Annotated in this window: 20 protein-coding genes; 13 read left to right on the forward strand and 7 right to left on the reverse strand. The window is 70.8% G+C overall.

The window, feature by feature from the left end:
- On the reverse strand, positions 1–396 hold a 396-nt coding region (locus VED21_RS15180), incomplete at its 3' end, for a TRAP transporter small permease (protein ID WP_324883391.1).
- A gap of 57 nt (positions 397–453) precedes the next feature.
- Positions 454–1,443, reverse strand: coding sequence for a C4-dicarboxylate TRAP transporter substrate-binding protein (locus tag VED21_RS15185; RefSeq protein ID WP_324883393.1), 990 nt, complete (start codon positions 1,441–1,443; stop codon positions 454–456).
- A gap of 148 nt (positions 1,444–1,591) precedes the next feature.
- On the opposite strand from VED21_RS15185, the gene VED21_RS15190 reads away from it, so the two are divergent.
- Both VED21_RS15190 and manD read left to right on the forward strand, forming a co-directional pair.
- The gene (locus VED21_RS15190; RefSeq protein WP_324883395.1) at positions 1,592–2,281 is read left to right on the forward strand and encodes a GntR family transcriptional regulator; all 690 of its coding nucleotides are present in this window, start codon (positions 1,592–1,594) and stop codon (positions 2,279–2,281) included.
- A gap of 29 nt (positions 2,282–2,310) precedes the next feature.
- Entirely contained in the window at positions 2,311–3,516 is a 1,206-nt protein-coding gene (gene manD / locus VED21_RS15195; RefSeq protein ID WP_324883397.1) for a D-mannonate dehydratase ManD, read from the forward strand.
- 8 nt (positions 3,517–3,524) lie between these two features.
- Here manD and VED21_RS15200 read toward each other — a convergent pair whose 3' ends face one another.
- From VED21_RS15200 to VED21_RS15215, 4 genes are all read right to left on the reverse strand, one after another.
- Positions 3,525–4,286, reverse strand: a complete 762-nt coding sequence (locus VED21_RS15200; RefSeq protein ID WP_324883399.1) for a 2OG-Fe(II) oxygenase — start codon at positions 4,284–4,286, stop codon at positions 3,525–3,527.
- A gap of 156 nt (positions 4,287–4,442) precedes the next feature.
- A complete protein-coding gene (locus VED21_RS15205) occupies positions 4,443–5,081 on the reverse strand; it encodes a YcbK family protein (RefSeq protein WP_324883401.1) in 639 nt (212 codons plus the stop codon).
- 158 nt (positions 5,082–5,239) lie between these two features.
- On the reverse strand, positions 5,240–6,907 hold the full coding sequence (gene actP / locus VED21_RS15210) for a cation/acetate symporter ActP (protein ID WP_324883403.1): 1,668 nt from the start codon (positions 6,905–6,907) through the stop codon (positions 5,240–5,242).
- Positions 6,904–7,215 (reverse strand): DUF485 domain-containing protein, encoded by a 312-nt coding sequence (locus VED21_RS15215; protein ID WP_324883405.1) that lies wholly within the window; start codon positions 7,213–7,215, stop codon positions 6,904–6,906. Before VED21_RS15215 ends, actP begins: the two co-directional genes overlap by 4 nt.
- Positions 7,216–7,392: 177 nt before the next feature.
- On the opposite strand from VED21_RS15215, the gene VED21_RS15220 reads away from it, so the two are divergent.
- From VED21_RS15220 to VED21_RS15245, 6 genes are all read left to right on the forward strand, one after another.
- Positions 7,393–10,200, forward strand: a complete 2,808-nt coding sequence (locus tag VED21_RS15220) for a cache domain-containing protein (protein ID WP_324883407.1) — start codon at positions 7,393–7,395, stop codon at positions 10,198–10,200.
- A gap of 73 nt (positions 10,201–10,273) precedes the next feature.
- Entirely contained in the window at positions 10,274–10,999 is a 726-nt protein-coding gene (locus VED21_RS15225; RefSeq protein ID WP_324883409.1) for a response regulator transcription factor, read from the forward strand.
- Between the two features lie 149 nt (positions 11,000–11,148).
- Positions 11,149–12,777, forward strand: a complete 1,629-nt coding sequence (locus VED21_RS15230; protein ID WP_324883411.1) for an acyl-CoA synthetase — start codon at positions 11,149–11,151, stop codon at positions 12,775–12,777.
- A gap of 2 nt (positions 12,778–12,779) precedes the next feature.
- Positions 12,780–13,529, forward strand: a complete 750-nt coding sequence (locus VED21_RS15235) for an electron transfer flavoprotein subunit beta/FixA family protein (protein WP_324883413.1) — start codon at positions 12,780–12,782, stop codon at positions 13,527–13,529.
- A gap of 2 nt (positions 13,530–13,531) precedes the next feature.
- A complete protein-coding gene (locus tag VED21_RS15240) occupies positions 13,532–14,461 on the forward strand; it encodes an electron transfer flavoprotein subunit alpha/FixB family protein (protein WP_324883415.1) in 930 nt (309 codons plus the stop codon).
- Between the two features lie 100 nt (positions 14,462–14,561).
- Positions 14,562–16,364 carry an acyl-CoA dehydrogenase gene (locus VED21_RS15245; RefSeq protein ID WP_324883417.1) on the forward strand — a complete coding sequence of 601 codons (1,803 nt, stop codon included), beginning with the start codon at positions 14,562–14,564 and terminating at the stop codon, positions 16,362–16,364.
- Between the two features lie 39 nt (positions 16,365–16,403).
- Here the strand turns inward: VED21_RS15245 and VED21_RS15250 are convergent, their stop codons facing one another.
- Positions 16,404–17,150, reverse strand: a complete 747-nt coding sequence (locus tag VED21_RS15250) for a TetR/AcrR family transcriptional regulator (RefSeq protein WP_324883419.1) — start codon at positions 17,148–17,150, stop codon at positions 16,404–16,406.
- A 401-nt stretch (positions 17,151–17,551) separates the two neighbouring features.
- Between VED21_RS15250 and VED21_RS15255 the strand changes: the two genes are divergently transcribed.
- From VED21_RS15255 to VED21_RS15275, 5 genes are all read left to right on the forward strand, one after another.
- Complete coding sequence (locus tag VED21_RS15255; protein WP_324883421.1) at positions 17,552–18,319, forward strand: glucose 1-dehydrogenase; 768 nt, start codon at positions 17,552–17,554, stop codon at positions 18,317–18,319.
- 136 nt (positions 18,320–18,455) lie between these two features.
- Complete coding sequence (locus VED21_RS15260; protein WP_324883422.1) at positions 18,456–19,652, forward strand: acyl-CoA dehydrogenase family protein; 1,197 nt, start codon at positions 18,456–18,458, stop codon at positions 19,650–19,652.
- Entirely contained in the window at positions 19,649–20,692 is a 1,044-nt protein-coding gene (locus VED21_RS15265; protein WP_324883423.1) for a phosphotransferase family protein, read from the forward strand. Before VED21_RS15260 ends, VED21_RS15265 begins: the two co-directional genes overlap by 4 nt.
- The gene (locus tag VED21_RS15270; RefSeq protein WP_324883424.1) at positions 20,689–21,057 is read left to right on the forward strand and encodes a DUF6285 domain-containing protein; all 369 of its coding nucleotides are present in this window, start codon (positions 20,689–20,691) and stop codon (positions 21,055–21,057) included. Before VED21_RS15265 ends, VED21_RS15270 begins: the two co-directional genes overlap by 4 nt.
- On the forward strand, positions 21,054–21,812 hold the full coding sequence (locus VED21_RS15275; protein ID WP_324883425.1) for a histidine phosphatase family protein: 759 nt from the start codon (positions 21,054–21,056) through the stop codon (positions 21,810–21,812). Before VED21_RS15270 ends, VED21_RS15275 begins: the two co-directional genes overlap by 4 nt.
- Positions 21,813–21,824: the final 12 nt, after the last annotated feature.

The raw sequence follows: 21,824 nt of genomic DNA on the forward strand, positions 1-21,824 counted from the left end.
GACGAAGCCGTAGCTGATGCCGCTGTCGCCGAACTCCCGCTGCAAATTGGACAGGGTCAGCTGCACGCCCAGCACCACCATGGCGACGAGGAAGGCCAGCACCACCGCGCTCGTGGCGAGATCGACCAAGGCCCGCGTGCGCGGGCTGGCCCAGCGGATGAAGAGGTCGACGGCGATCAGGTTGCGCTTGCGCAACGCCATGTCGGCGCCGATGAACGACGTCCAGACGAACAGCAGCTGCGCCATGTCCACCGACCAGACGATGGGATGGCCGAACGAGCGCAGGACGCCCGCGCCGAAGACCAGCAACACGATGGCGGCCAGCAGCGTCCGGCCGACGATCGATTCCACGGTGTAGGCGATGGAGGATTTGGTGGAGGACATGGCGGAGGACATGGCGGTGCTCCCGATCGTGGAGGCCCCTCTCCCCTTGAGGGGAGAAGGGATCAATGGTTACTTCGCCATCAGCGCGTCGATCTGCGTCTTCAGGTCGCTGTAGCCCAGCTTGGCGTAGACGCCGGCGGTCGCCTCGCGGAAGGGCTTGGTGTCGACCTCGGTCACGGTCACGCCCTTGGCGGCCATGTCCTTCTCGATCTGCGCCAGCGACGCCTCGGTGCCGCGCGACGCGGTGTCGCCGGCCGTCAGCGCCGCCTCGCGCAGCGTCTTGCGGATGTCGGGCGGCAGGCCGTCGAACCATTTCGCACTGCCGACGATGCCGGTGATCAGGTTGAAGTGCCCGGTCTTGGTCAGGTGCTTGGTCACCTCGTAGAGGCGCGAGCCGTAGCTGGCCGGGTGCTGCGCCTCCACCGCGTCGATGACGCCCTGTTGGAGCGCCGGATACACGTCGGCCCAGCCCATGGGGGCGGGGGTGGCGCCCATGGCGCGGATCGTCTCCATCCACACCGGCGCGCCGGGGGTGCGCATGCGCACGCCGCTCAGGTCGGCCGGCTTGGCGACGGGCTTGTTGGTCAGGAGGTGCCGCTCGCCCTGCCACCAGTTGAAGGACAGCACCTGCAGCCCGGCGCCGTCGTGCAGCTTCTTCACCCACTCCTCGAACATGGGGGAGGTCACCACCTTGCGGATGCCGTCGTATCCGGACGCCAGGTAGGGGCCGCCGAGCACGCCGAACTCCTTGACGTAGGTGGCCAGCCGGCCGCCGTCGACAACCACGGCCACCCCGGCGCCGTAGCGCGCCTGCTCCAGCACGTCCTCGTCCTTGCCCAGCTGCGAGCCGGGGAAGAGGCGGACCGCGACCTTGCCGTTGGTGCGGGCCTCGACGGTCTGCTTGAACTCCTCCAGCCCCTTGAACAGCGGGTCGGAGGTGGCCAATGCCGTGTTGATGCTCAGCGTGTAGTCGGCGGCCAGCGCGCTTCCGCCCAGCGCGATGCCCATCATGGTCGTGGCCAGCGCGGTGGCCCGCCACGCACGGGTGATGATGCTCATGCCCGTTCCCTCCCTCCCAGGAGTCGCCCGCCGTGCGGGCCAATTGTTTGTGACACGACTGGTATGGTAGTCTACAAGAATGGTGTTGGCAACGCCCTTGTTCGGGTGCATGATGATCCGGTGACCCAAGGAAGGCGGCGGGACCACCATGCTCAGCAGGATCGAACCGGACCTGACGGAACCCGTGGCGCGGCGCGTCTTCCGCGACCTGCGCCAGGCGATCGTCACCATGCGCGTCCGCCCCGGCCAACCCTTGTCGGAGCAGGAGGTGGCCACCCGCCTGGGCGTCAGCCGCCAGCCGGTGCGCGAGGCCTTCATCAAGCTGGGCGAGGCCGGGCTGGTCACCATCCGGCCGCAACGCGGCACCTTCGTCGTCAAGATCTCCGCCCGGCAGGTGCTGGACGCCCGCTTCGTGCGCGAGGCGGTGGAGCTGGCCGTCGTCCGCCGCGCCTGCGAGGAGATGCCGGCGGCGGCCGTGCACGAGCTGCGCGCCAACCTGAAGGCGCAGCGGGCATCCGCCGACGACGCCCAGCCCGACCGCTTCCTGGAGCTGGACGAGGCGTTCCACCGCGCCATCGCGCTGGGCGTCGGGTGCGAATACGCGTGGCGGGTGGTGGAGGAGACCAAGGCGCAGATGGACCGCGTGCGCTACCTCAGCCTGCCGCACGCCACGCCGCTCGACCGCCTGATCGTCCAGCACGAACGCGTCGTCGACGCCATCGAGGCGCGCGACCCGGCCTTGGCCGAGGGCGCCATGCGCGTGCACCTGCGCGAGATCCTCACCTCCCTGCCCGAACTGGAGCAGCGCTTCCCCGAGCTGTTCGACGGCGCCGCCTGAACCGCTTTCCGCGTCCGGAGTTCTTGCCCATGAAGATCCACAGCGCCAAGGTCATCGTCACCAGCCCCGGCCGCAACTTCGTCACGCTGAAGATCCAGACCGACGAGGGGCTGTACGGCCTGGGCGACGCGACGCTGAACGGGCGGGAGCTGGCGGTCGCCTCCTACCTGAACGACCACGTCATCCCCTGCCTGATCGGCCGCGACCCGCACCGCATCGAGGACACCTGGCAATACCTGTACAAGGGCGCCTACTGGCGCCGCGGCCCGGTCACCATGTCGGCCATCGCTGCCGTCGACACCGCGCTGTGGGACATCAAGGCCAAGGCGGCCGGCCTGCCGCTCTACCAGCTGCTGGGCGGGCAGAGCCGCAGCGGCGTCATGGTCTACGCCCACGCCAACGGCCGCGACGTGGCGGAGACGGTGGACCGGGTGGGCGAGTACATCGAGAAGGGCTACAAGGCGATCCGCGCGCAGTCCGGCGTGCCGGGGCTGGAGAGCGTCTATGGTGTCGCGAAGGGCGCCTTCTACGAGCCGGCCGGGCGCGGCCTGCCGGAGGAGTCCGTGTGGTCGACGGAGGCCTACCTGGACTTCGTGCCGTCCCTGTTCGAGGCGATCCGCGCCAAGCACGGCATGGGCCCGCACCTGCTGCACGACGTGCACCACCGCCTCACCCCCATCGAGGCGGCGCGCCTGGGCAAGGCGCTGGAGCCCTATCGCCTGTTCTGGATGGAGGACCCGACCCCGGCCGAGAACCAGGAGGCCTTCCGCCTGATCCGCCAGCACACGGTGACGCCCATCGCCGTGGGCGAGGTGTTCAACAGCATCTGGGACTGCAAGGACCTGATCCAGCAGCAGTTGATCGACTACATCCGCACCACCGTGGTGCACGCCGGCGGCATCACCCACCTGCGCCGCATCGCCGATCTGGCGTCGCTCTATCAGGTGCGCACCGGCTGCCACGGCGCCACCGACCTGTCGCCGGTGTGCATGGGGGCGTCGCTGCACTTCGGCCTGTGGGTGCCGAACTTCGGCGTGCAGGAGCACATGGCCCACTGCCCCGAGACCGACGCCGTCTTCCCGCACGCCTACACCTTCAACGACGGCTACATGCACCCCGGCGAGGCGCCCGGCCACGGCGTCGACATCGACGAGGATCTGGCCGCCAAATACCCCTACGCCCCCGCCTACCTGCCGGTCGCCCGGCTGGCCGACGGCACGCTGTGGAACTGGTGACGCCGGGATCAGGCCGCGTCGTGGAAGATGATCCCCAGGGTGTGGCGCCGCCCGGAGCGCAGCCGGCTCACGCCGTGGCGGTGGGCGACGCGGTGGATGCCGCGCGCGCCCTGCGCCGGGCGGCTGTTGACGGCGAAGATCACCGCATCCCCCCGGCCCAGCGGCACGACCTCGGCGCGCGACTGCATGCGCGGCCGCTGCTCCGTCAGCACGAACTCGCCGCCGGTGAAGTCCGCGCCCGGCTCGGACAGCAGGATCGCGGCCTGAAGCGGAAACACGTGCTGCCCGTAGAGATCCTGGTGCAGCGCGTTGTAATCCCCCGCGCCGTAGCGGAGCAGCAGGGGCGTCGGGCGGACCTGCCCGGCCTCGTGGCAGCGCGCGACGAACGCGGCGTGTTCGGCCGGGAAGCGGGCGGGCATGCCCATGGCCTCGTGCCAGCGGTTGGCGATCGGCGCGAGGTGCGGGTACAGCGCGGTGCGCAGCGCCGCGACCAAGCTAGGCAGCGGGTACGCGAAATACTTGTACTCCCCCCGGCCGAAGCCGTGGCGGGCCATCAGGACGTGGCTGCGGAACCGCTCGTCCTGGTCATAGAGCGCGGCGACGGCGGCACACTCCCGCGCGGTCAGCAGCCCGCCGATCATCGCCCAGCCCTGGGCGTCGAGGTCGGCGGAAACGCCCGGCCAGTCGACCGCCCCTGCCCTCCCGGCGGCGTCCCGCGTCCATGCCGCGGCGTCGGCGGCGTCTGCGGCAGCGTCTGCAATGGTGTCCATGCCGGCTTCCCCTCCCGACCGGTGGGTGTGGGCTCGCGCCCGATGCACCGCCGTGTTCGCAGATCCGGCCGGCCGCTTCCACCCGGTTCTTGCGGCCGCGGAATCCCAACCGGAATCCCAGCCGGAATTCCCGGCCGGAACACCGCCGCCCGCCGGTCAGCGAACCGCGGACAGGCGCCGGCGGGCGATGGCGCGATGCAGCTTCATGCGGTCGGCGACCGTCCGAAGGCGGCCCCTGACGCCCGGCGCGAAGAGGTTGTTCAGGTCACGGCCGAACATCTCCCAACTCCGCACCGGCCCCGTGTCGATGTGAAGGAAGAAGGAGCGCGGGTACCACCCCACGCCGCCGCGCTTCAGCGCGAGAGCCGTGCGGTGCGCGTCGGGCAGGCGCGACGGGAAGCTGACGTCGAGCGCCTTGCCCAGCAGGTGCTGGCTGTGTTCGGCCACCCCCAGGCCCTGGCGCGCCAGCTTGGCGTTCGTCTCGGGCGTGCGGAAGGCGGACAGCACGGTCGCCTTGCTCTGCCCCACGGCCTCCATGATGTCGGCCAGGAGGTCGAGCATCCCGACGTCCACCGGACCGACCGTGTTGGCGTGATGGTCGCGCAGAACCTTCGCCAGATCGGCCATGGCGTCGGGCAGCGGGCCGGCCGCGTCGCGGTAGGGGCCGTCGAAGGTCTCGCCCGTGTGCTGGTTGCGCAGATGGAGCCGGCGCGCCGCCGGCAGCGCCAGGGCACCGGCCGGCATCAGCATCAGCACGCCGCAGGCGGCCAGGAGGTCACGGCGTTTCACGGGCATCGAGGACATGGTGCGGACAGTTTGTTTCGACACGCGGGCCCGATGTCAACCCAATTGGCCGTGATCGCGTCACCGCCGATTGGGTTGACGTCGGGTCCGCGCGCCGGACCGGGGGCGCGCGGACCCCGGTCCGAAACATCCCGCCGCGAACGCGGCCGTCAGTGCGACGACGCGGCGGCGGCACCGATCCCGGTCTGCGAACGGACGTACTGGTCCTCGTAGGCGGCGATCTCCGCCCGCGCCCGCGCGCTGGTGTCGAGCTTGGAGACGACGATGGTCACCAGGAACGCCAGCGACATGGAGAACAGCGCCGGGTGCTCGTACGGGAAGATGGGCTGCGCGTAGCCGATCACCGCCACCCACACCGTCTTCGACAGGATCACCAGGACCACGGCCGAGACGAGGCCGGCCAGCCCGCCCAGCAGCGCGCCCCGGGTGGTCAGCCCCTTCCAGTACATCGACAGGATCAGCACCGGGAAATTGGCCGACGCCGCGATGCCGAAGGTCAGGCCGACCAGGAAGGCGACGTTCTGCTTCTCGAACAGGATGCCCAGCACCACGCCGACGACGCCCAGCGCCAGCGACGACAGCTTGGACACCCGCATCTCCTGCGCCTCGCTCGCCTTGCCCTTCATGATCACGCGGGCGTACAGGTCGTGCGCGATGGACGACGCGCCGGCCAGCGCCAGCCCCGCCACCACGGCGAGGATGGTCGCGAAGGCCACCGCCGACATGAAGCCCAGCAGCAGGTCGCCGCCCATCGCCTGGGCCAGGTGCATGATCGGCATGTTGTTGCCGCCGATCAGCTTGCCGCCGGCCACGCCGCCCTCGAAGTACTTCGGGTTGGCTCCGACGATGGAGATCGCCGCCATGCCCAGCACGCACACCACCAGGAAGAACAGCCCGATCAGGCCCGACGCCACGAACACGCTCTTGCGCGCTTCCTTGGCGTTGGGAACGGTGAAGAAGCGCATCATGATGTGCGGCAGCGCCGCCGTGCCGAACACCAGCCCCAGCGACATCGACACGGTCGACACCGGATCGGCCAGCATGGCGCCCGGCCCCATGATCTTGGCGCCGCCCTTGTGCGCGGCCATCGCGCTGGAGGCGACCGCCTCCAGGCTGAAGCCGAACTGCGCCAGCGTCAGCACCAGCAGCAGCAGGCCGCCGCCCAGCATCAGGCAGGCCTTGATGATCTGCACCCAGGTGGTGGCGATCATCCCGCCGAAGGTGACGTAGATCACCATCAGCACGCCCACCAGCACCACGGCGACCGCGTAGTCGAGGCCGAAGAGCAGTTTGATCAGCTGCCCGGCCCCCACCATCTGCACGATCAGGTAGCAGACCACCACCGTCAGCGAGCCGAGTGCGGCGAAGGTGCGCACCTTCGACTGGTCGAGGCGGTAGGAGGCGATGTCGGCGAAGGTGAAGCGGCCGAGGTTGCGCAGCCGCTCGGCCATCAGGAACAGGATGATCGGCCAGCCGACGAAGAAGCTGACCGTGTAGGCCATGCCGTCGAAGCCGGTGAGGTAGACGAGGCTGGACAGGCCCAGCAGCGTGGCCGCCGACATGTAGTCGCCGGCGATGGCGAGGCCGTTCTGGAAGCCGGAGATGCCGCCGCCCGCCGTGTAGAAGTCCGACGCCGAGCGCGTGCGCTTGGCCGCCCAATAGGTGATGGCCAGCGTCAGCCCGACGAACGCCACGAACATGGCGATGGCGATGGGGTTCACCGACTGCTTGTCCGCCGCCGCCATGTCGCCGGCCGCGAACGCCGGGCCGGCGGCGAGCAGGGCGGCGCCCAGCGCCGTTGCGAAGGCCGTTCTCATTGCTCGCTCTCCGCCACGATCTCGTTGTTGAGGGTCTCGAACGCGCCGTTGGCGAAGTGCGAGTAGACGCCGGTCAGCAGCCACGACAGCACGATGACGACGGCGCTCAGCGGAAAGCCGATGGAGATGGCCGATCCCGGCGCGATGGGCGTGCGCAGCGCGTCCGGCGCGAAGGCGACGGCCATCATCAGCGCGTAGTAGGCGCCCAGCACGACGACCGAGAGGAGCAGCGCCAGCCGCCCGCGCTTCTTGACCAGCACGTGGAACTTCGGGTTCCGGCGGACCCGCTCGTAGACAGGATCGGACATGTTTCCCCCGATGACTTGGTTTTGTCGGGGGATGCTCCTACCAATCCATTGTTTCCCGAATTTCCATCAATTGTGACGAATTGTGTTCCACGCGAAAATTCGCCACGGCGCGGGGGCTTGCCGTCGCGGGCCGGATCGGGCCACAGTCGCACCGCCCGCCCCCGCCGATCGAGAGCCATGGCCCACTCCCGCCTGTTCCTGCGCCTGTTCTCCAGCGTCCTCCTGGGCGTGGTCGCATTCTCGTCCGCCTGCTACCTGCTGTCGGTGCCGCTGGTGAAGGAGAAGGCCTACCAGATCGAACTGGACGCCAGCCGCACCATCCTCGACAACGTCCACGAGATGGTCGGCCGGATCCGCGCCGACCTCGACGAGCAGCGGGCCGCCATCATCGAGACCTTCAAGTCCGAGATGCGCGTCAAGGTGGCGCTGGCCACCGGCTACATCGATTACGTCCTCGGCCGGGCGGAGCGCGGCGAGATCACGCGGGCCGAGGCCGAACGCCTGATCTACGACGGGCTGAAGGCGTTCCGCTACGGCCGGGACGACTACATCTGGCTCGCCGACTACGACTCCTTCCTGCTGTCGCACCCCGACCCCGATCTGGCCGGCCGCAACGCCGCCGAGGTCCAGGACGCGCACGGGCGCTTCATCGTGCCGACCATGATCGAGCGGGCGCGGCGCGAGGGCGAGGGCTACCACGTCTATCCCTGGCGGCGGCCCGGCGCCGACCCGCCGGTGCACAAGCCGGTGCACAAGATGGTGCAGAAGATGTCGTACTTCCGCCACCTGCCGGCGCACCGGCTGGTCATCGGCGCCGGCGCCTACCTGGACGACATGGACGCCGTGGTCGAACGCCGCATGCAGGACGCCGTCGAGGACCTGCGCCAGTCGCTGCGCAACGTCCGCATCGCGCGCACGGGCTACGTCTACATCTTCGACGCGTCGCGGCGGATGCTCATCCATCCCAACGCCAACATCGAAGGGACGGCGTTCGGCGACCTGCGCGATCCGGCGACCGGCGCCTTCATCGGCGAGGCGCTGATGCGCGCGGCGCACGAGAACCGCTACCTGCGCTACCTGTGGGACAAGCCGGACGATCCCAACAACTACGCCTACGAGAAGATCACCTGGGTCCGCCACGTGCAGGGCCTGGACTGGTACATCGCGTCGAGCGTCTACGAGGAGGAGCTGCGCAGTTCCTCCATCGTGCTCGGCAACCGGCTGCTCGGCGTGTCGCTGGGCGTGATGGTGCTGGGCGGCGGGCTCGGCTACCTGGGCGCGCACCGGCTGGTCCGCCCGCTGCGCCGGCTTGCCGACACCGCCGCGCAGGTCCGCGCCGGCAACCTGGACGCGCGCAGCGGCATCGTCCGCAACGACGAGATCGGCGACCTGGCGGCGACCTTCGACGGCATGGTCCGCCGCGTGAAGGACGACATCGCCACGCTGGACAGCCGCGTCAAGGAACGCACGGCGGCGCTGGAGGAGGCCGAGGCGCGCCAGCGCCTGATCCTCGACGCCATCCCCGCCGCCATCGCCTACCTCGACGGCGACGAGCGGCTGCGCTTCGTCAACCGCCGCTGGATGGAGCTGCCGCACGCCCGCGCCGGCGACGTCCTCGGCCGCAGCCTGCGCGAGGCCGTGGACGCGGACGCCTACGCGCACCTGTCGCCCTACCTGGAGCGGGCGCGCGCCGGCGAGACGACCGGCTTCGACTACGCCGCCACGGCGGGCGACGGGCGGACGCTGATCACCCGCAACACGCTGATCCCGCAGGGCGGCGCCCACGGGGCGACCATCGGCTTCTTCGTGCTGTCGCTGGACGTGACCGACGAGAAGGAGCGCCAGCGCCACCTGGAGGAGGCGGAGCGGCTGAAGGCGGTGGGCCAGTTGGCCGGCGGGCTGGCGCACGACTTCAACAACCTGCTCACCATCATCCTCGGCAACCTCGCGGTGGCGCGCGAGCGGTTCGCCGGCCTGGACGAACTCACCGCCTGCCTGGAACCGGCGCAGCGCGCCAGCCGGCGCGGCGCCGACATCACCGCCCGCCTGCTGGCGTTCGCGCGCCGCCAGCCGCTGAAGCCGCAGCAGGTCGAGGTGTGCGCGCTGGTGCGGGAGATGGCCGTGCTGCTCCGCCGCTCGCTGCCCTCCACCATCGCCATCGGCACGCCGCCCGCGGACGCCGCCGCCTGGGCCGTCGCCGACCCGACGCAGCTGGAGAACGCGCTGGTCAACCTCGCCCTCAACGGCCGCGACGCCATGCCCGAGGGCGGCACCCTGACCGTTTCGGTCCGCCTCCGGGATGCCGCGGGCGGCGAGGACTTCGACGAGCCGCCGGCCGCCGGCCGCTACGTCGAGATCCAGGTGCGCGACAGCGGCTTCGGCTTCGCCCCCGGCGCCGCCGCCCGCGCCTTCGAACCGTTCTTCACCACCAAGGCGCTGGGCTCCGGACTGGGCCTGTCGATGGTCTACGGCTTCGTCAAGCAGTCGGGGGGCTACATCCGCATCGACAGCGCGCCCGGCGCGGGAACCGCGATCACGCTGCTGCTGCCCGAGGCCGGGGCGCCGGCCGCCAGGGCCCCGGCCGACACAGCGGCCGACACGGGGGCGCACGGTGCGCCGCCGTCGGCGTGGCGCGGCATGCTGGCGCTGGTGGTGGAGGACGACGCCGACGTGCGGCTGGTGATGCGCCAGCAGCTCGTGGACCTCGGGCTGTCGGTGATCGAGGCGGCCAGCGGCGACGAGGCCATGGAACTGGCCGGCCAGATCGACGACCTGCGGCTCGTGGTCACGGACATCGTCATGCCGGGGGTGTCGGGCCTGGCGCTCGCCCGCCATCTGCGCGCCACCCGGCCCGAGGTGCGGGTCGTCCTCGTCAGCGGGTTCTCCACCGAGGAGCTGGACAAGGGTGAAGGGCTGGTCATTCTGGGCAAACCGTGGGAAAAACGGGAGTTGGCGGAGGCCATCCAACTGTCCGCCGCCCCGTGACCCGGGCCCCCTGACCCCGGCAACGCCGGGAGATGACGCCGGAACATGACGCCGGAACATGATGAAAGACCGCATGGCCGCGAGGAAGATCGTATACGTCGTCGACGACGACCCCGACGTCCGCGACCTGCTGCGCACCGCGCTGGGCGGCTTCGGCTACACGGTTTCCGCCTTCGGGTCGGGGCAGGCGGTGCGGGCGGCCATCCGCCGCGAACCGCCGGACGTCGCCATCGTCGACCTGGGCCTGCCGGACATGGACGGCCTGACGCTGGTCCGCGAACTGTGGGAGGACGTGCGCTTCGGCGTCATCGTCCTGACCGGCCGCGGCGACGTGTCTGACCGCGTGCTGGGGCTGGAGCTGGGCGCCGACGACTACATCGTCAAACCCTTCGAACTGCGCGAGCTGGTGGCGCGGGTCAACACGGTGATCCGCCGGCGCGAACAGCTGATGGCCGCCGGCCGCAGCGTCGCCGCCGGCAAGGCGCGCTTCGCCGGCTGGACCTTCGACGCCGGCGACCTGACGCTGACGTCCGACGACGGGCAGCACGAAACGCTGACGGCGGCGGAAGCGGCGCTCCTGACCATGCTGCTGAAGGCGCCGCGCCGCGTGCTGTCGCGCGACCAGCTGCAAAGCGCCGAGCTGGAGCGCGGCGACCTGCCGTTCGAGCGGGCGGTGGACGTGCGGATTTCCCGCATCCGCAAGAAGATCGAGCGCGACCCCCGCGCCCCGGCGCTGATCCGCACCGTGTACGGCGCCGGCTACCTGTTCTCCGCCGACGTGGTCTGGCTGAACGGGTAGCGCGCCCTTCCGTTCCGGCCGGCTCCGTCCCGGCCGGCCGCCGCCACAATTCGTAACAATTCGGAGAAAATTGAGAAAAGGGGCGCCGCTACGCTCCGGGCCAACGCCGCGACCAACGCGTCGACGTCCAAGCCTGGGGAAACGAAGCCATGGGTGCTGTCAACCCGTTCAGCCTGCATCTCGACAAGAACGACGCCAACTATGTGGCCCTCACGCCGCTGACCTTCCTGGAACGCGCCGCCGGCATCTGGCCGGACCGCGTCGCCGTCGTGCACGGCCCCGTCCGCCGCACCTGGGCCGAAACCTTCGTGCGCTGCCGCAAGCTGGCCTCCGCACTCGCCAAGCGCGGCATCGGCAAGGGCGACACCGTCGCCATGCTGGCCGCCAACACGCCCGAACTGTTCGAGGCGCACTTCGGCGTGCCGCTGGCCGGCGCCGTGCTGAACGCCATGAACACCCGCCTGGACGCCCCGGCCATCACCTTCATGCTGGAGCACAGCGAGGCGAAGATCCTCATCTGCGACCGCGAGTTCGCCCGCATCGGCAAGCCGGCGGTGGCGGCCATGGCGAACCCGATCCCGGTCATCGACATCGACGACCCGCAGTTCACCGGCGGCGAGTTGTTCGGCGAGTGCGACTACGAGGCGCTGCTGGCCTCCGGCGACGCCGACTTCCCCTGGACCATGCCCACCGACGAGTGGGACGCCATCACGCTCAACTACACCTCCGGCACCACGGGCAACCCGAAGGGCGTGGTCTACCACCACCGCGGCGCCTACCTGAACGCGGTGTCGAACGCGCTGTCCTGGAGCATGGGCGACGGCCCGGTCTACCTGTGGACGCTGCCGATGTTCCATTGCAACGGCTGGTGCTTCCCGTGGACGCTGGCGGTGGTGGCGGGCACCTCGGTCTGCCTGCGCGCCGTGCGCCCGGACGCCGTGCTGGCCGCCATCCGCGACGAGCAGGTCACCCACTTCTGCGGCGCGCCGATCGTGCTGAACATGATCAACAACGCGCCCGCCGAGATGAAGGCCGGCATCGCGCACAAGGTGAAGGTGATGACCGCCGGCGCCGCGCCGCCCGCCGCCGTGATCGCCGGCATGGAGCGCATGGGCTGGGAAGTCACCCACGTCTACGGCCTGACCGAGGTGTACGGGCCGGTGACGCTGTGCGTCTGGCACGAAAAGTGGGACGGCCTGGACCTGGACGGGAAGGCGGCGCTGAAGGCGCGCCAGGGCGTGCGCGGCCCGATGCTGGAAGGCGTCATGGTCGCCAACCCCATGACGATGCAGCCCGTGCCCAAGGACGGCACGACCATGGGCGAGGTCTTCATGCGCGGCAACAACGTCATGAAGGGCTACCTGAAGAACAAGGACGCCACCGAGGCGGCCTTCGCCGGCGGCTGGTTCCAGACCGGCGACCTCGCCGTGTGGCACGAGGACGGCTACCTGGAAATCAAGGACCGCTCCAAGGACATCGTCATCTCCGGCGGCGAGAACATCTCGACGATCGAGGTCGAGGACGTGCTCTACCGCCACCCCGACGTGCTGGAGGCGGCCGTGGTGGCGCGGCCGGACGAGAAGTGGGGCGAGACGCCCTGCGCCTTCGTTACGCTGAAGGACGGCGCCACCGCGACCGAGGCCGACATCATCGCCTTCTGCCGCGGGCATCTGGCCCACTTCAAGGCGCCGCGCACGGTGGTGTTCCGCGCCCTGCCGAAGACCTCGACCGGCAAGATCCAGAAGTACGTGCTGCGCCAGATCGTGAAGGAGCTGTGAGCGTGAAAGTCTTGTGTGCGGTGAAGCGGGTCGTCGACTACAACGTCAAGATCCGCGTGAAGGGCGACGCGTCGGGCGTGGAGACGGCCAACGTCAAGTTCTCCATGAACCCCTTCGACGAGATCGCCGTCGAGGAAGCCGTCCGCCTGAAGGAGGCCGGCAAGGCCAGCGAGATCGTCGCCGTCTCCATCGGCCCGGCGGCGTGCCAGGAAACCCTGCGCACGGCGCTGGCCATGGGTGCCGACCGCGCCATCCTGGTGCAGACGGACGCCGAGGTGCAGCCGCTCGCCGTCGCCAAGCTGCTCAAGGCGCTGGTCGAGAAGGAAGGCCCGCGGATCGTGCTGCTCGGCAAGCAGGCCATCGACGACGACAGCAACCAGACCGGCCAGATGCTCGCAGCACTCCTCGGCTGGCCGCAGGGCACCTTCGCCTCCAAGGTCGCCCCCGGCGACGGCACCCTCACCGTCACCCGCGAGATCGACGGCGGCCTGGAGACGGTGGAACTCACGCTTCCCGCCGTGGTCACCACCGATCTGCGCCTGAACGAGCCGCGCTACGCGTCCCTTCCCAACATCATGAAGGCCAAGAAGAAGCCGCTCGACACCGTCACCCCGGACAGCCTGGGCGTCGACGTGGCGCCGCGCCTGAAGACGCTGAAGGTCTCCGAGCCGCCAAGCCGCAAGGCCGGCGTCAAGGTGGCGGACGTGGCCGCCCTCATCGACAAGCTGAAGACCGAAGCGAAGGTGATCTGACGATGCGCACCCTGGTCATCGCCGACATCGAGGGCGGCGCGCTGAAGCCCGCCACCCTGAACGCCGTCGCCGCCGCCGCGAGGATCGGCGCCCCCGTGGACGTGCTGGTCGCCGCCGGCTCCGCCCAAGGCCCGGCGCAGGCCGCAGCCGCCATCGCCGGCATCGACACCGTGCTGGCGGCCGAGGGTCCGGCGTACGAGCACGCGCTGGCGGAGCCGCTGGCCGCGCTGATCGTGGCGCAGGCCGCCGGCTACACCCACATCCTCGCCCCGGCCACGGCGACCGCCAAGAACGTGCTGCCGCGCGTGGCGGCCCTGCTGGACGTGGCGCAGATCTCCGACATCACCGCCGTGGTGTCGGCCGACACCTTCGAGCGGCCGATCTACGCCGGCAACGCCATCGCCACGGTGCAGTCCTCGGATCCCGTCAAGGTCGTCACCGTGCGCACCACCGCCTTCGAGGCGGCCGCCGCCACCGGCGGTGCGGCGGCGGTCCGCACGGTGGACGGGGCCGGCGATCCGGGCCTGTCGCGCTTCGTGTCGGCGCAGATCGCCAAGTCCGAGCGGCCCGAGTTGACGGCGGCCCGCGTCGTCGTGTCGGGCGGGCGCGGCATGGGCTCGGGCGACAACTTCGCGCTGATCGAGCGGGTCGCCGACACGCTGGGCGGCGCCGTCGGCGCCTCGCGCGCGGCGGTGGACGCCGGCTTCGTGCCCAACGACCTGCAGGTCGGCCAGACCGGCAAGATCGTGGCGCCCGAGCTGTACGTCGCCGTCGGCATCTCGGGCGCCATCCAGCACCTGGCCGGCATGAAGGACAGCAAGGTGATCGTCGCCATCAACAAGGACGAGGAGGCGCCGATCTTCCAGGTCGCCGACTACGGCCTGGTGGCCGACCTGTTCAAGGCGCTGCCGGAGCTGGAACAGGCGCTCTAGGGCTCTGCATGGATGCGTAAAGCCCCTCTCCCTCGACGGGAGAGGGGCTTCATCCTCAGCCACAGAGCGCACGCACAAGAATACGGGAGAGAACACCAGGATGACCTACACCGCACCGCTGCGCGACATCCGCTTCACCCTGGACGAGGTGGCCGGCATCGGCGCCGTCGCCGCCCTCCCCGGCTTCGAGGAAGCGACGGAGGAGCTGTGCTCCTCCATCCTCGACGAGGCCGCCAGGATCGCCGGGGAGGTGCTGGCGCCGCTGAACCGCGTCGGCGACACCCAAGGCGCCACATGGGCCGACGGCGCGGTGACCACGCCCGACGGCTGGTCGGACGCCTGGAACACGCTGGTGGAGGGCGGCTGGAACGGCCTGCCGTTCGACGCCGAATGGGGCGGCATGGGCCTGCCGAACGTGCTGAACACGGCGGTGCAGGAGATGTGGCACGCCGCCAACATGGCCTTCGCGCTGAACCCGATGCTGACGCAGGGCGCCGTCAACGCGCTCCGGCAGTTCGCCTCGGAGGATCTCAAGCGGACCTACCTGCCGCGCATGGTTTCGGGCGAATGGACCGGCACCATGAACCTGACCGAGCCGCAGGCGGGCTCCGACCTCGCCGCCATCCGCTCGAAGGCCGAGCCGGCCGGCGACGGTAGCTACAGGCTCTTCGGGCAGAAGATCTTCATCACCTACGGCGACCACGACCTGACGCCCAACATCGTGCACCTCGTCCTGGCCCGCCTGCCGGACGCGCCGGCCGGGGTGAAGGGCATCTCGCTGTTCGTCGTGCCGAAGTTCCTGGTGAACGCCGACGGCAGCATCGGCGCGCGCAACGACGTGTCCTGCGTGTCGCTGGAGCACAAGCTGGGCATCCACGCCAGCCCCACCGCCGTCCTGTCCTTCGGCGACAACGGCGGGGCGCGCGGCTGGCTGGTGGGCGAGCCGCACAACGGGCTGGCCTACATGTTCGTGATGATGAACCACGCCCGGCAGTCGGTCGGCCTGCAGGGCCTCGCCATCGCCGAACGCGCCTACCAGCAGGCGCTGTCCTACGCCCGCGAGCGGGTGCAGGGCACGCCGGCCGGCTGGACGGGCGAGGGCCGCACGCCCATCGTCAACCACCCCGACGTGCGCCGCACGCTGATGGGCATGAAGGCCCGGATCGAGGCGATGCGCGGCATCCTCTACACCGCCGCCGCCGCGCACGACCTCCGCCACCACGGCGCCGACGCCGCGGCCCGCGCTGCCGCGGCGACGCTGGAGGAGCTGCTGACCCCCATCGCCAAGGGCTGGAGCACCGAGATGGGGCAGGACATCGCCTCGGCCGGCGTGCAGATCCACGGCGGCATGGGCTACATCGAGGAAACCGGCGCGGCCCAGCACCTGCGCGACGCCCGCATCACCACGATCTACGAGGGCACCACGGCTATCCAGGCCAACGATCTCGTGAACCGCAAGCTGCTGCGCGACAAGGGGGCCTCCCTCACCGCCTATCTGGCCGAGGTGACCGGCCACGCCGAGGCGATGGCGGCCTCCACCGACGCCGACCTGCGGGTGCTGGGGCGCGAACTGGTCCTGGCCGCCCGCCGCACCGGGGAGATGGCGTCCTGGATCCTGGCGCACGCGGCCGAGCCGGCGCTGGCCGCCGCATCGGCCGTGCCGCTGCTGAACGCCATGGGTCTGGTGGCCGGCGGCCACTGCCTGGGCATCGGCGCGCGGGCGGCGCTCCGCCGGCTGGCCGAGGGCGCGGCCGAGGGAGTGGCCGATGACGGCTTCCTGGCCGCCAAGCCCGTGACCGCGCGCTTCTACGCCGAACACCTGCTGGGGCAGGTGGAAGGCTTCCGCGCCGCCGTGGTCGACGGTGCCGCCACCGTGATGGCGCTGGACCCGGCGCAGCTCTGACCGGCTCCGCACCGCCGGCCGGCCGGCCGGCGGTGCCTCCTATCGGGGCAGGGACAGGGAGAGCCGGGGTTCCTCCGCATCGGAACCGGCCGGCGGCGGGCCGGCGCCGATGGCGGCCTCGACGAAGGCGACGACCGAGCGGGCGTAGCGTTCCGGCGTGACGCCGCGCCGGCGGTGCTTGGCGCGCTTCACGTACCAGTCCTGCAGCAGCGGCTTGATCAGCGCCGCCGTCATCTCCACGTCCGGCACCGTGAACAGGCCGCGCCGCGCGCCGTCCTCCAGCGCGTCGGCCATCAGCCGTTCCGTCATCAGCTCGCTGCTCACGGCCAGATCCCGGCCCTCCCTGGAAAACGCCTTGGCCTCCATGTAGGCGAAGACGAACCAGGGGTGCATCGCCTCCGTCAGGAAGATGTGCGTCTCCAGCAGCCAGCGCAGCCGGCCGGCCGGGTCCCCGGCGAGCTGTTCCGGCGGGTGGCCCAGCACCTCCTCCACCGCGCCGACGACCTGCCCCAGGATCATCATCAGCAGCGTGTCCTTGCCGTCGAAGTAGGCGTAGAGCGCCCCCATGCTCAGCCCCGACCGCTCGGTCAGGTCGCGCAGGCTCATGGAATGGAAGCCCTTGCGGTTGGCGAGATCCAGCGTCGTCTCGACGATGCGCGCCAGGTTGGCGATGGCGACCGCCGGCTTCTTCACCCGAATGGTGGCCGCGTGCCGCTCCAGGATGCGGGCGCACAGCGCCTCCATCGACAGGTCGTGCCGCGCCTGAAAGTCCCGCAAGCTGCCCATGCTGCCCATACATCCTCCCCCAGCCCGCCTCTAAATCGCTTGAAAGCCCCTCTCCCCTCGCGGGAGAGGGGTTGGGGAGAGGGGGTATTGCCGGCGGCAGCCGGGACATGAGTCTTTTCCGCCCTGCCGGCCGTAATCCCCCTCTCCCCAACCCCTCCCCCGCTCTCAGCGGGTCCAAAGGACCCGCCTGTCGCGTCAGCCGGATCAAAGATCCGGCGAGAGCGAGGGGGGAGGGGCTATGCAGCAACCCCAGGCCCTTCAAGCGATTGCCCGCCTTTAGCACGGAACGCCGTTGCGGGCGAGCCGCGCCCGATGTATAAAACGAGCGCTCGCTCGTTTTTTAGCAGACCCGCAGCGAAGACGCAAAGCCGCAAGCGGGCAAAAACCTTAAGGGAGGAGGCATGAGCGCCATGATGGACCTGACCGGGCGCACCGCGCTCGTCACCGGCGCGTCCAGCGGCCTGGGCCGCCATTTCGCCGGCGTGCTCGCCCGCGCCGGCGCCCGCGTGGCGCTCGCCGCGCGCCGCACCGACGCGCTGGCCGAGACCCGCGCGGCGATCGAGGCGGCGGGCGGAAGCGCCGTCACCGTCGCCATGGACGTCACCGACGCCGAATCCGTCCGCCGCGCGGTGGCGGAGGCGGAGGCGGCGCTGGGCGGCATCGGCATCCTCGTCAACAACGCCGGCATCACCGCCAGCGCCCCCTTCCTCGACATGAGCGAGGAGGACTGGGACCGCGTCGTCGACACCAACCTGACCGGCTGCGCCCGCGTGGCGCGCGAGGTGGCGCGCCGCATGCGCGACGGCGGCAAGGGCGGCAGCATCGTCAACATCGCCTCCATCCTCGGCATCCGGGTGGCCGGGCAGATCTCCTCCTACGTCGCCTCCAAGGGCGGGCTGGTGCACCTGACCAAGGCCATGGCGCTGGAGCTGGCCCGCCACGGCATCCGCGTCAACGCGCTGTGCCCCGGCTATGTGGAGACCGACATCAACCAGGATTTCTTCTCCACCGACGCCGGCAAGACGCTGATCAAGCGCATCCCCCAGCGCCGCCTGGGTCGGGCGGCGGAGCTGGACGGGCCGCTCCTGCTGCTGTGCTCCGACGCCGGCTCCTACATGACCGGATCGGTGATCGCCGTGGACGGCGGGCACCTCGTCTCCTCGCTTTGAACGAACGGATACAGCGTAGGTTGGGTTGAGGCGGAGCCGAAAACCCAACGTGTTCGCAATGCCGGCGATGTTGGGTTTTCGCTGGCGCTCAACCCAACCTACGGCTCCCCGCACTGGAAAAAGGACGGAACGCGCCATGGACTTCACCCTGTCGCCCGAGATCGAAGACTACCGCCGCCGCATCCGCGCCTTCGTGGAGACGGAGATCCTCCCCGTCGAGGCCGACCGCGCCAACTGGGACGAGCACGAGAACATCACCGAGGCGGCGCTGGCCCCGCTGCGCGCCAAGGCCAAGGCGGCCGGCCTGTGGGCCGTGCAGATGCCGCGCGAATGGGGCGGCCAGGGCCTGCCCATGGTCGGCGTGGCCGCGTGCTACGAGGAGATGAACCGCTCCATCTTCGGCCCCGTCTGCTTCAACGGCGCGGCCCCGGACGACGGCAACATGCGGCTCCTCGGCATGGTCGGCACGCCCGCCCAGAAGGAACGCTGGCTGAAGCCCATCGTCGATGGCGCCGTGCGCAGCGCCTTCGTGATGACCGAGCCGCACCCCGGCGGCGGCTCCGACCCCGGCATGATGAAGACGAAGGCGGAGCGCCGGGGCGACCGCTGGGTCATCACCGGCCGCAAGTGGTTCATCACCGGCGCCGACGCCGCGCAGCACTTCATCATCATCGCCCGCACCTCCGACGACAGCCGCAAGGGGCTCAGCGCCTTCCTGTTCGACCGCAACCAGCCCGGCTGGCGCATCGAGCGCCGCATCCCGATCATGGGTCCGGAGGAGCACGGCGGCCACTGCGAGCTGGTCTTCGACGGGCTGGAGATCCCGGACGACCAGGTGCTGATGACCATCGGCGACGGGCTGAAGGCGACGCAGATCCGCCTGGGGCCGGCGCGCCTGACCCACTGCATGCGCTGGACCGGCCTTGCCAAGCGCAGCCTGGAGATCGCCGCGGCCTACGTGAAGGAGCGCGAGAGCTTCGGCCTGAAGCTGGCCGAGCACGAGGGCGTGCAGTGGATGCTGGGCGAGGTCGCGATGCAGATCGAGATCGGCCGCCTATTGACCATGAAGGCCGCCCACGCGCTCGACCACGGCAGCTTCGCCCGCAAGGAGGTGTCGATGGCCAAGGTGCAGGTCGCCGACACGCTGTTCAAGGCGGTGGACACCGCCATCCAGCTGTGCGGTGCCCGCGGCTATTCCAAGGACACGGTGCTGGAGTGGATCTACCGCTACGCCCGGCAGGCCAAGCTGGTGGACGGTGCGTCGGAGGTGCACAAGATGGTGCTCAGCCGCAACTACCTGTCCGAAGGCGACGGCTTCTGGAGCTGGTCGTGAGCGGCGCCCCCTTCCTGGACGACGCCCGCCGGAGCGCCCTGGAATCCTGGCTGAAGGCCGAGGCCGGGGCGCGGACGGTGCGCGTGGTGGACGAGGGGCGCCTCAGCGGCGGCGCCATCTCGCTCAACCTCGCGGTGACGCTGGAGATCGACGGCGGCCCGCGCGCCGGCCGGCACGCGGCGGTGCTGCGCACCGGCTCCGCCTCCGGCGTTTCGGCCAGCCTGGGCAAGGCAGAGGAGGCGGCGGTGCTGCGCGCCGTCTTCGCCACCGGCGCCACGGTGCCGGAGGTGCTGTTCATCGGCGCCGACCCGGCCCTGCTGGGCGCCCCCTTCTACATCATGCGGCGCGCCGGCGGCGTGGCCGCCGGCCACCGCGTGGTCAAGAGCGAGGCGCCGCAGCGCGACCTCGCCCGCGACCTCGGCCGGCAGTTGGGGCGCATCCACACGGTGCGGCCGGGTGCCGCGGGGCTGGAGCTCCTGCCCCTGCCCTCCCCCAGCCCGGCGCTGCAATCCGCCGCCGACTTCCGCGCCTGGATCGGGCGCTACGCCGGGACCGACCCGGTGCTGGCCTACGGCCTGCGCTGGCTCACCATCAACGCGCCGCCGCCGGGGGAGCTGGTGCTGTGCCACCGCGACTACCGCACCGGCAACTACATGGTCCAGGACGGCGCGCTGACGGCGATCATCGACTGGGAGTTCGCCGGCTGGTCCGACCCGATGGAGGATCTGGCGTGGTTCTGCTCCGCCTCCTGGCGCTTCGGCCGGCACGACCGGGAGGCCGGCGGCATCGCCGACCGCGCCGACCTCTACGCCGGCTACGAGGAAACGTCGGGCCGCACGGTGGACGAGGCGGCGGTGGCGTACTGGGAGGCGGCGGCCTACCTGCGCTGGGCCGCCGTGGCGGTCCAGCAGGGCATGCGCCACACCTCCGGCACCGAACCGTCGCTGGAACTGGCGCTGACCGGCCGCATGCTGCCGGAGATCGAAATGGACCTGCTGCGGCACCTGGACGCCGTGTCTTCGAAAAGAGAACGCGCATGATCAACGACGATCCCGGCGCCCGCGACCTCGTCGCCATCGCGCTGAAGACCTTCCGCGAGGCGGTCCTGCCCGTGGTCCCGGCCGAGCAGCGCTTCGCCGCCCTGATGATCGCCAACGCGCTGGGCATGGCGGAGCGCGAATTGGCGGCCGGCGCTGGGGCCGAACCGGCGCTGGCCGCCGCCGTCGGCGCCCTGCTGGGCGAGGCGGGCGACCTGCCCGCCCTGCTGCCCCGCCTGTGCGCCGCCATCGACGCCGGGTCGTTCGACGCCCCGGACCGGCAGGCCGGTCTCCGCGCCGTGCTGGCGGAGGTGACGCGCGCCCGGCTGGCGGTGTCCAACCCCAAGCTGCTGGCGGCCGGACGATGAGCCTGTTCACGCCCCTGCCCTTCACGCCCCTGCCCTTCACCCCATTGCCCGGCACCGTGGCGCGGCGGCGCATCTACCTGCTGCGCCACGGCCACGTCGCCTACTACGACGCCGCCGGCCGCCCGCTGAATCCCAAGCTGGCCGAACTGACCGAGCGTGGCCGGGCGGAGGCGCGCGCGGCCGGCGCCCTGCTGGCCGGCGTGCCGCTCGACCGCGTGGTCTGCTCCGGCCTGCCGCGCACGCGGCAGACGGCGGAGCTGGTGGTGGAAGGGCGCGGGCTGGCGGTGGAGGAGGACCCCGCCTTCCTGGAGATCCGCACCGGCCGGATGGCCGGCGTGCCGAAGGAACGGCGCGAGGCCGAGTATATCTACGGCTTCGAGGGGGCGGACGCCGAGGGTGCGTGCTTCGCCGGCGGCGACGCCTTCGCCGCCGTGCGCGACCGCGTGGTCGCCGGCATCGAGCGGCTGGCGCTGGAGCCCGGCTGGACTCATCTGGCGCTGGTCGCGCACGACGGGGTGAACCGGGTGGTGCTGTCCTGGGCCTGTGGTGCGGGCCTGTGCGCGCTAGCGGCGTTCGAGCAGGACTACGGCTGCGTCAACATCCTGGATGTTGACGTGGATATGGACGTGGCGGGCGGCCGCATCCGCCGCCGCCTGATCCGCGCCGTCAACGTCACACCCGGCGATCCGGCGAAGGCCGGCATCCACGAGACCAGCATGGAGGTCGCCTTCGGCCCGCTGCTGAAGATGCCCTGACCGTTCCCCGCC

It is taken from the genome of Azospirillum sp. (genome assembly GCF_035627195.1).
Lineage (GTDB): Bacteria > Pseudomonadota > Alphaproteobacteria > Azospirillales > Azospirillaceae > Azospirillum.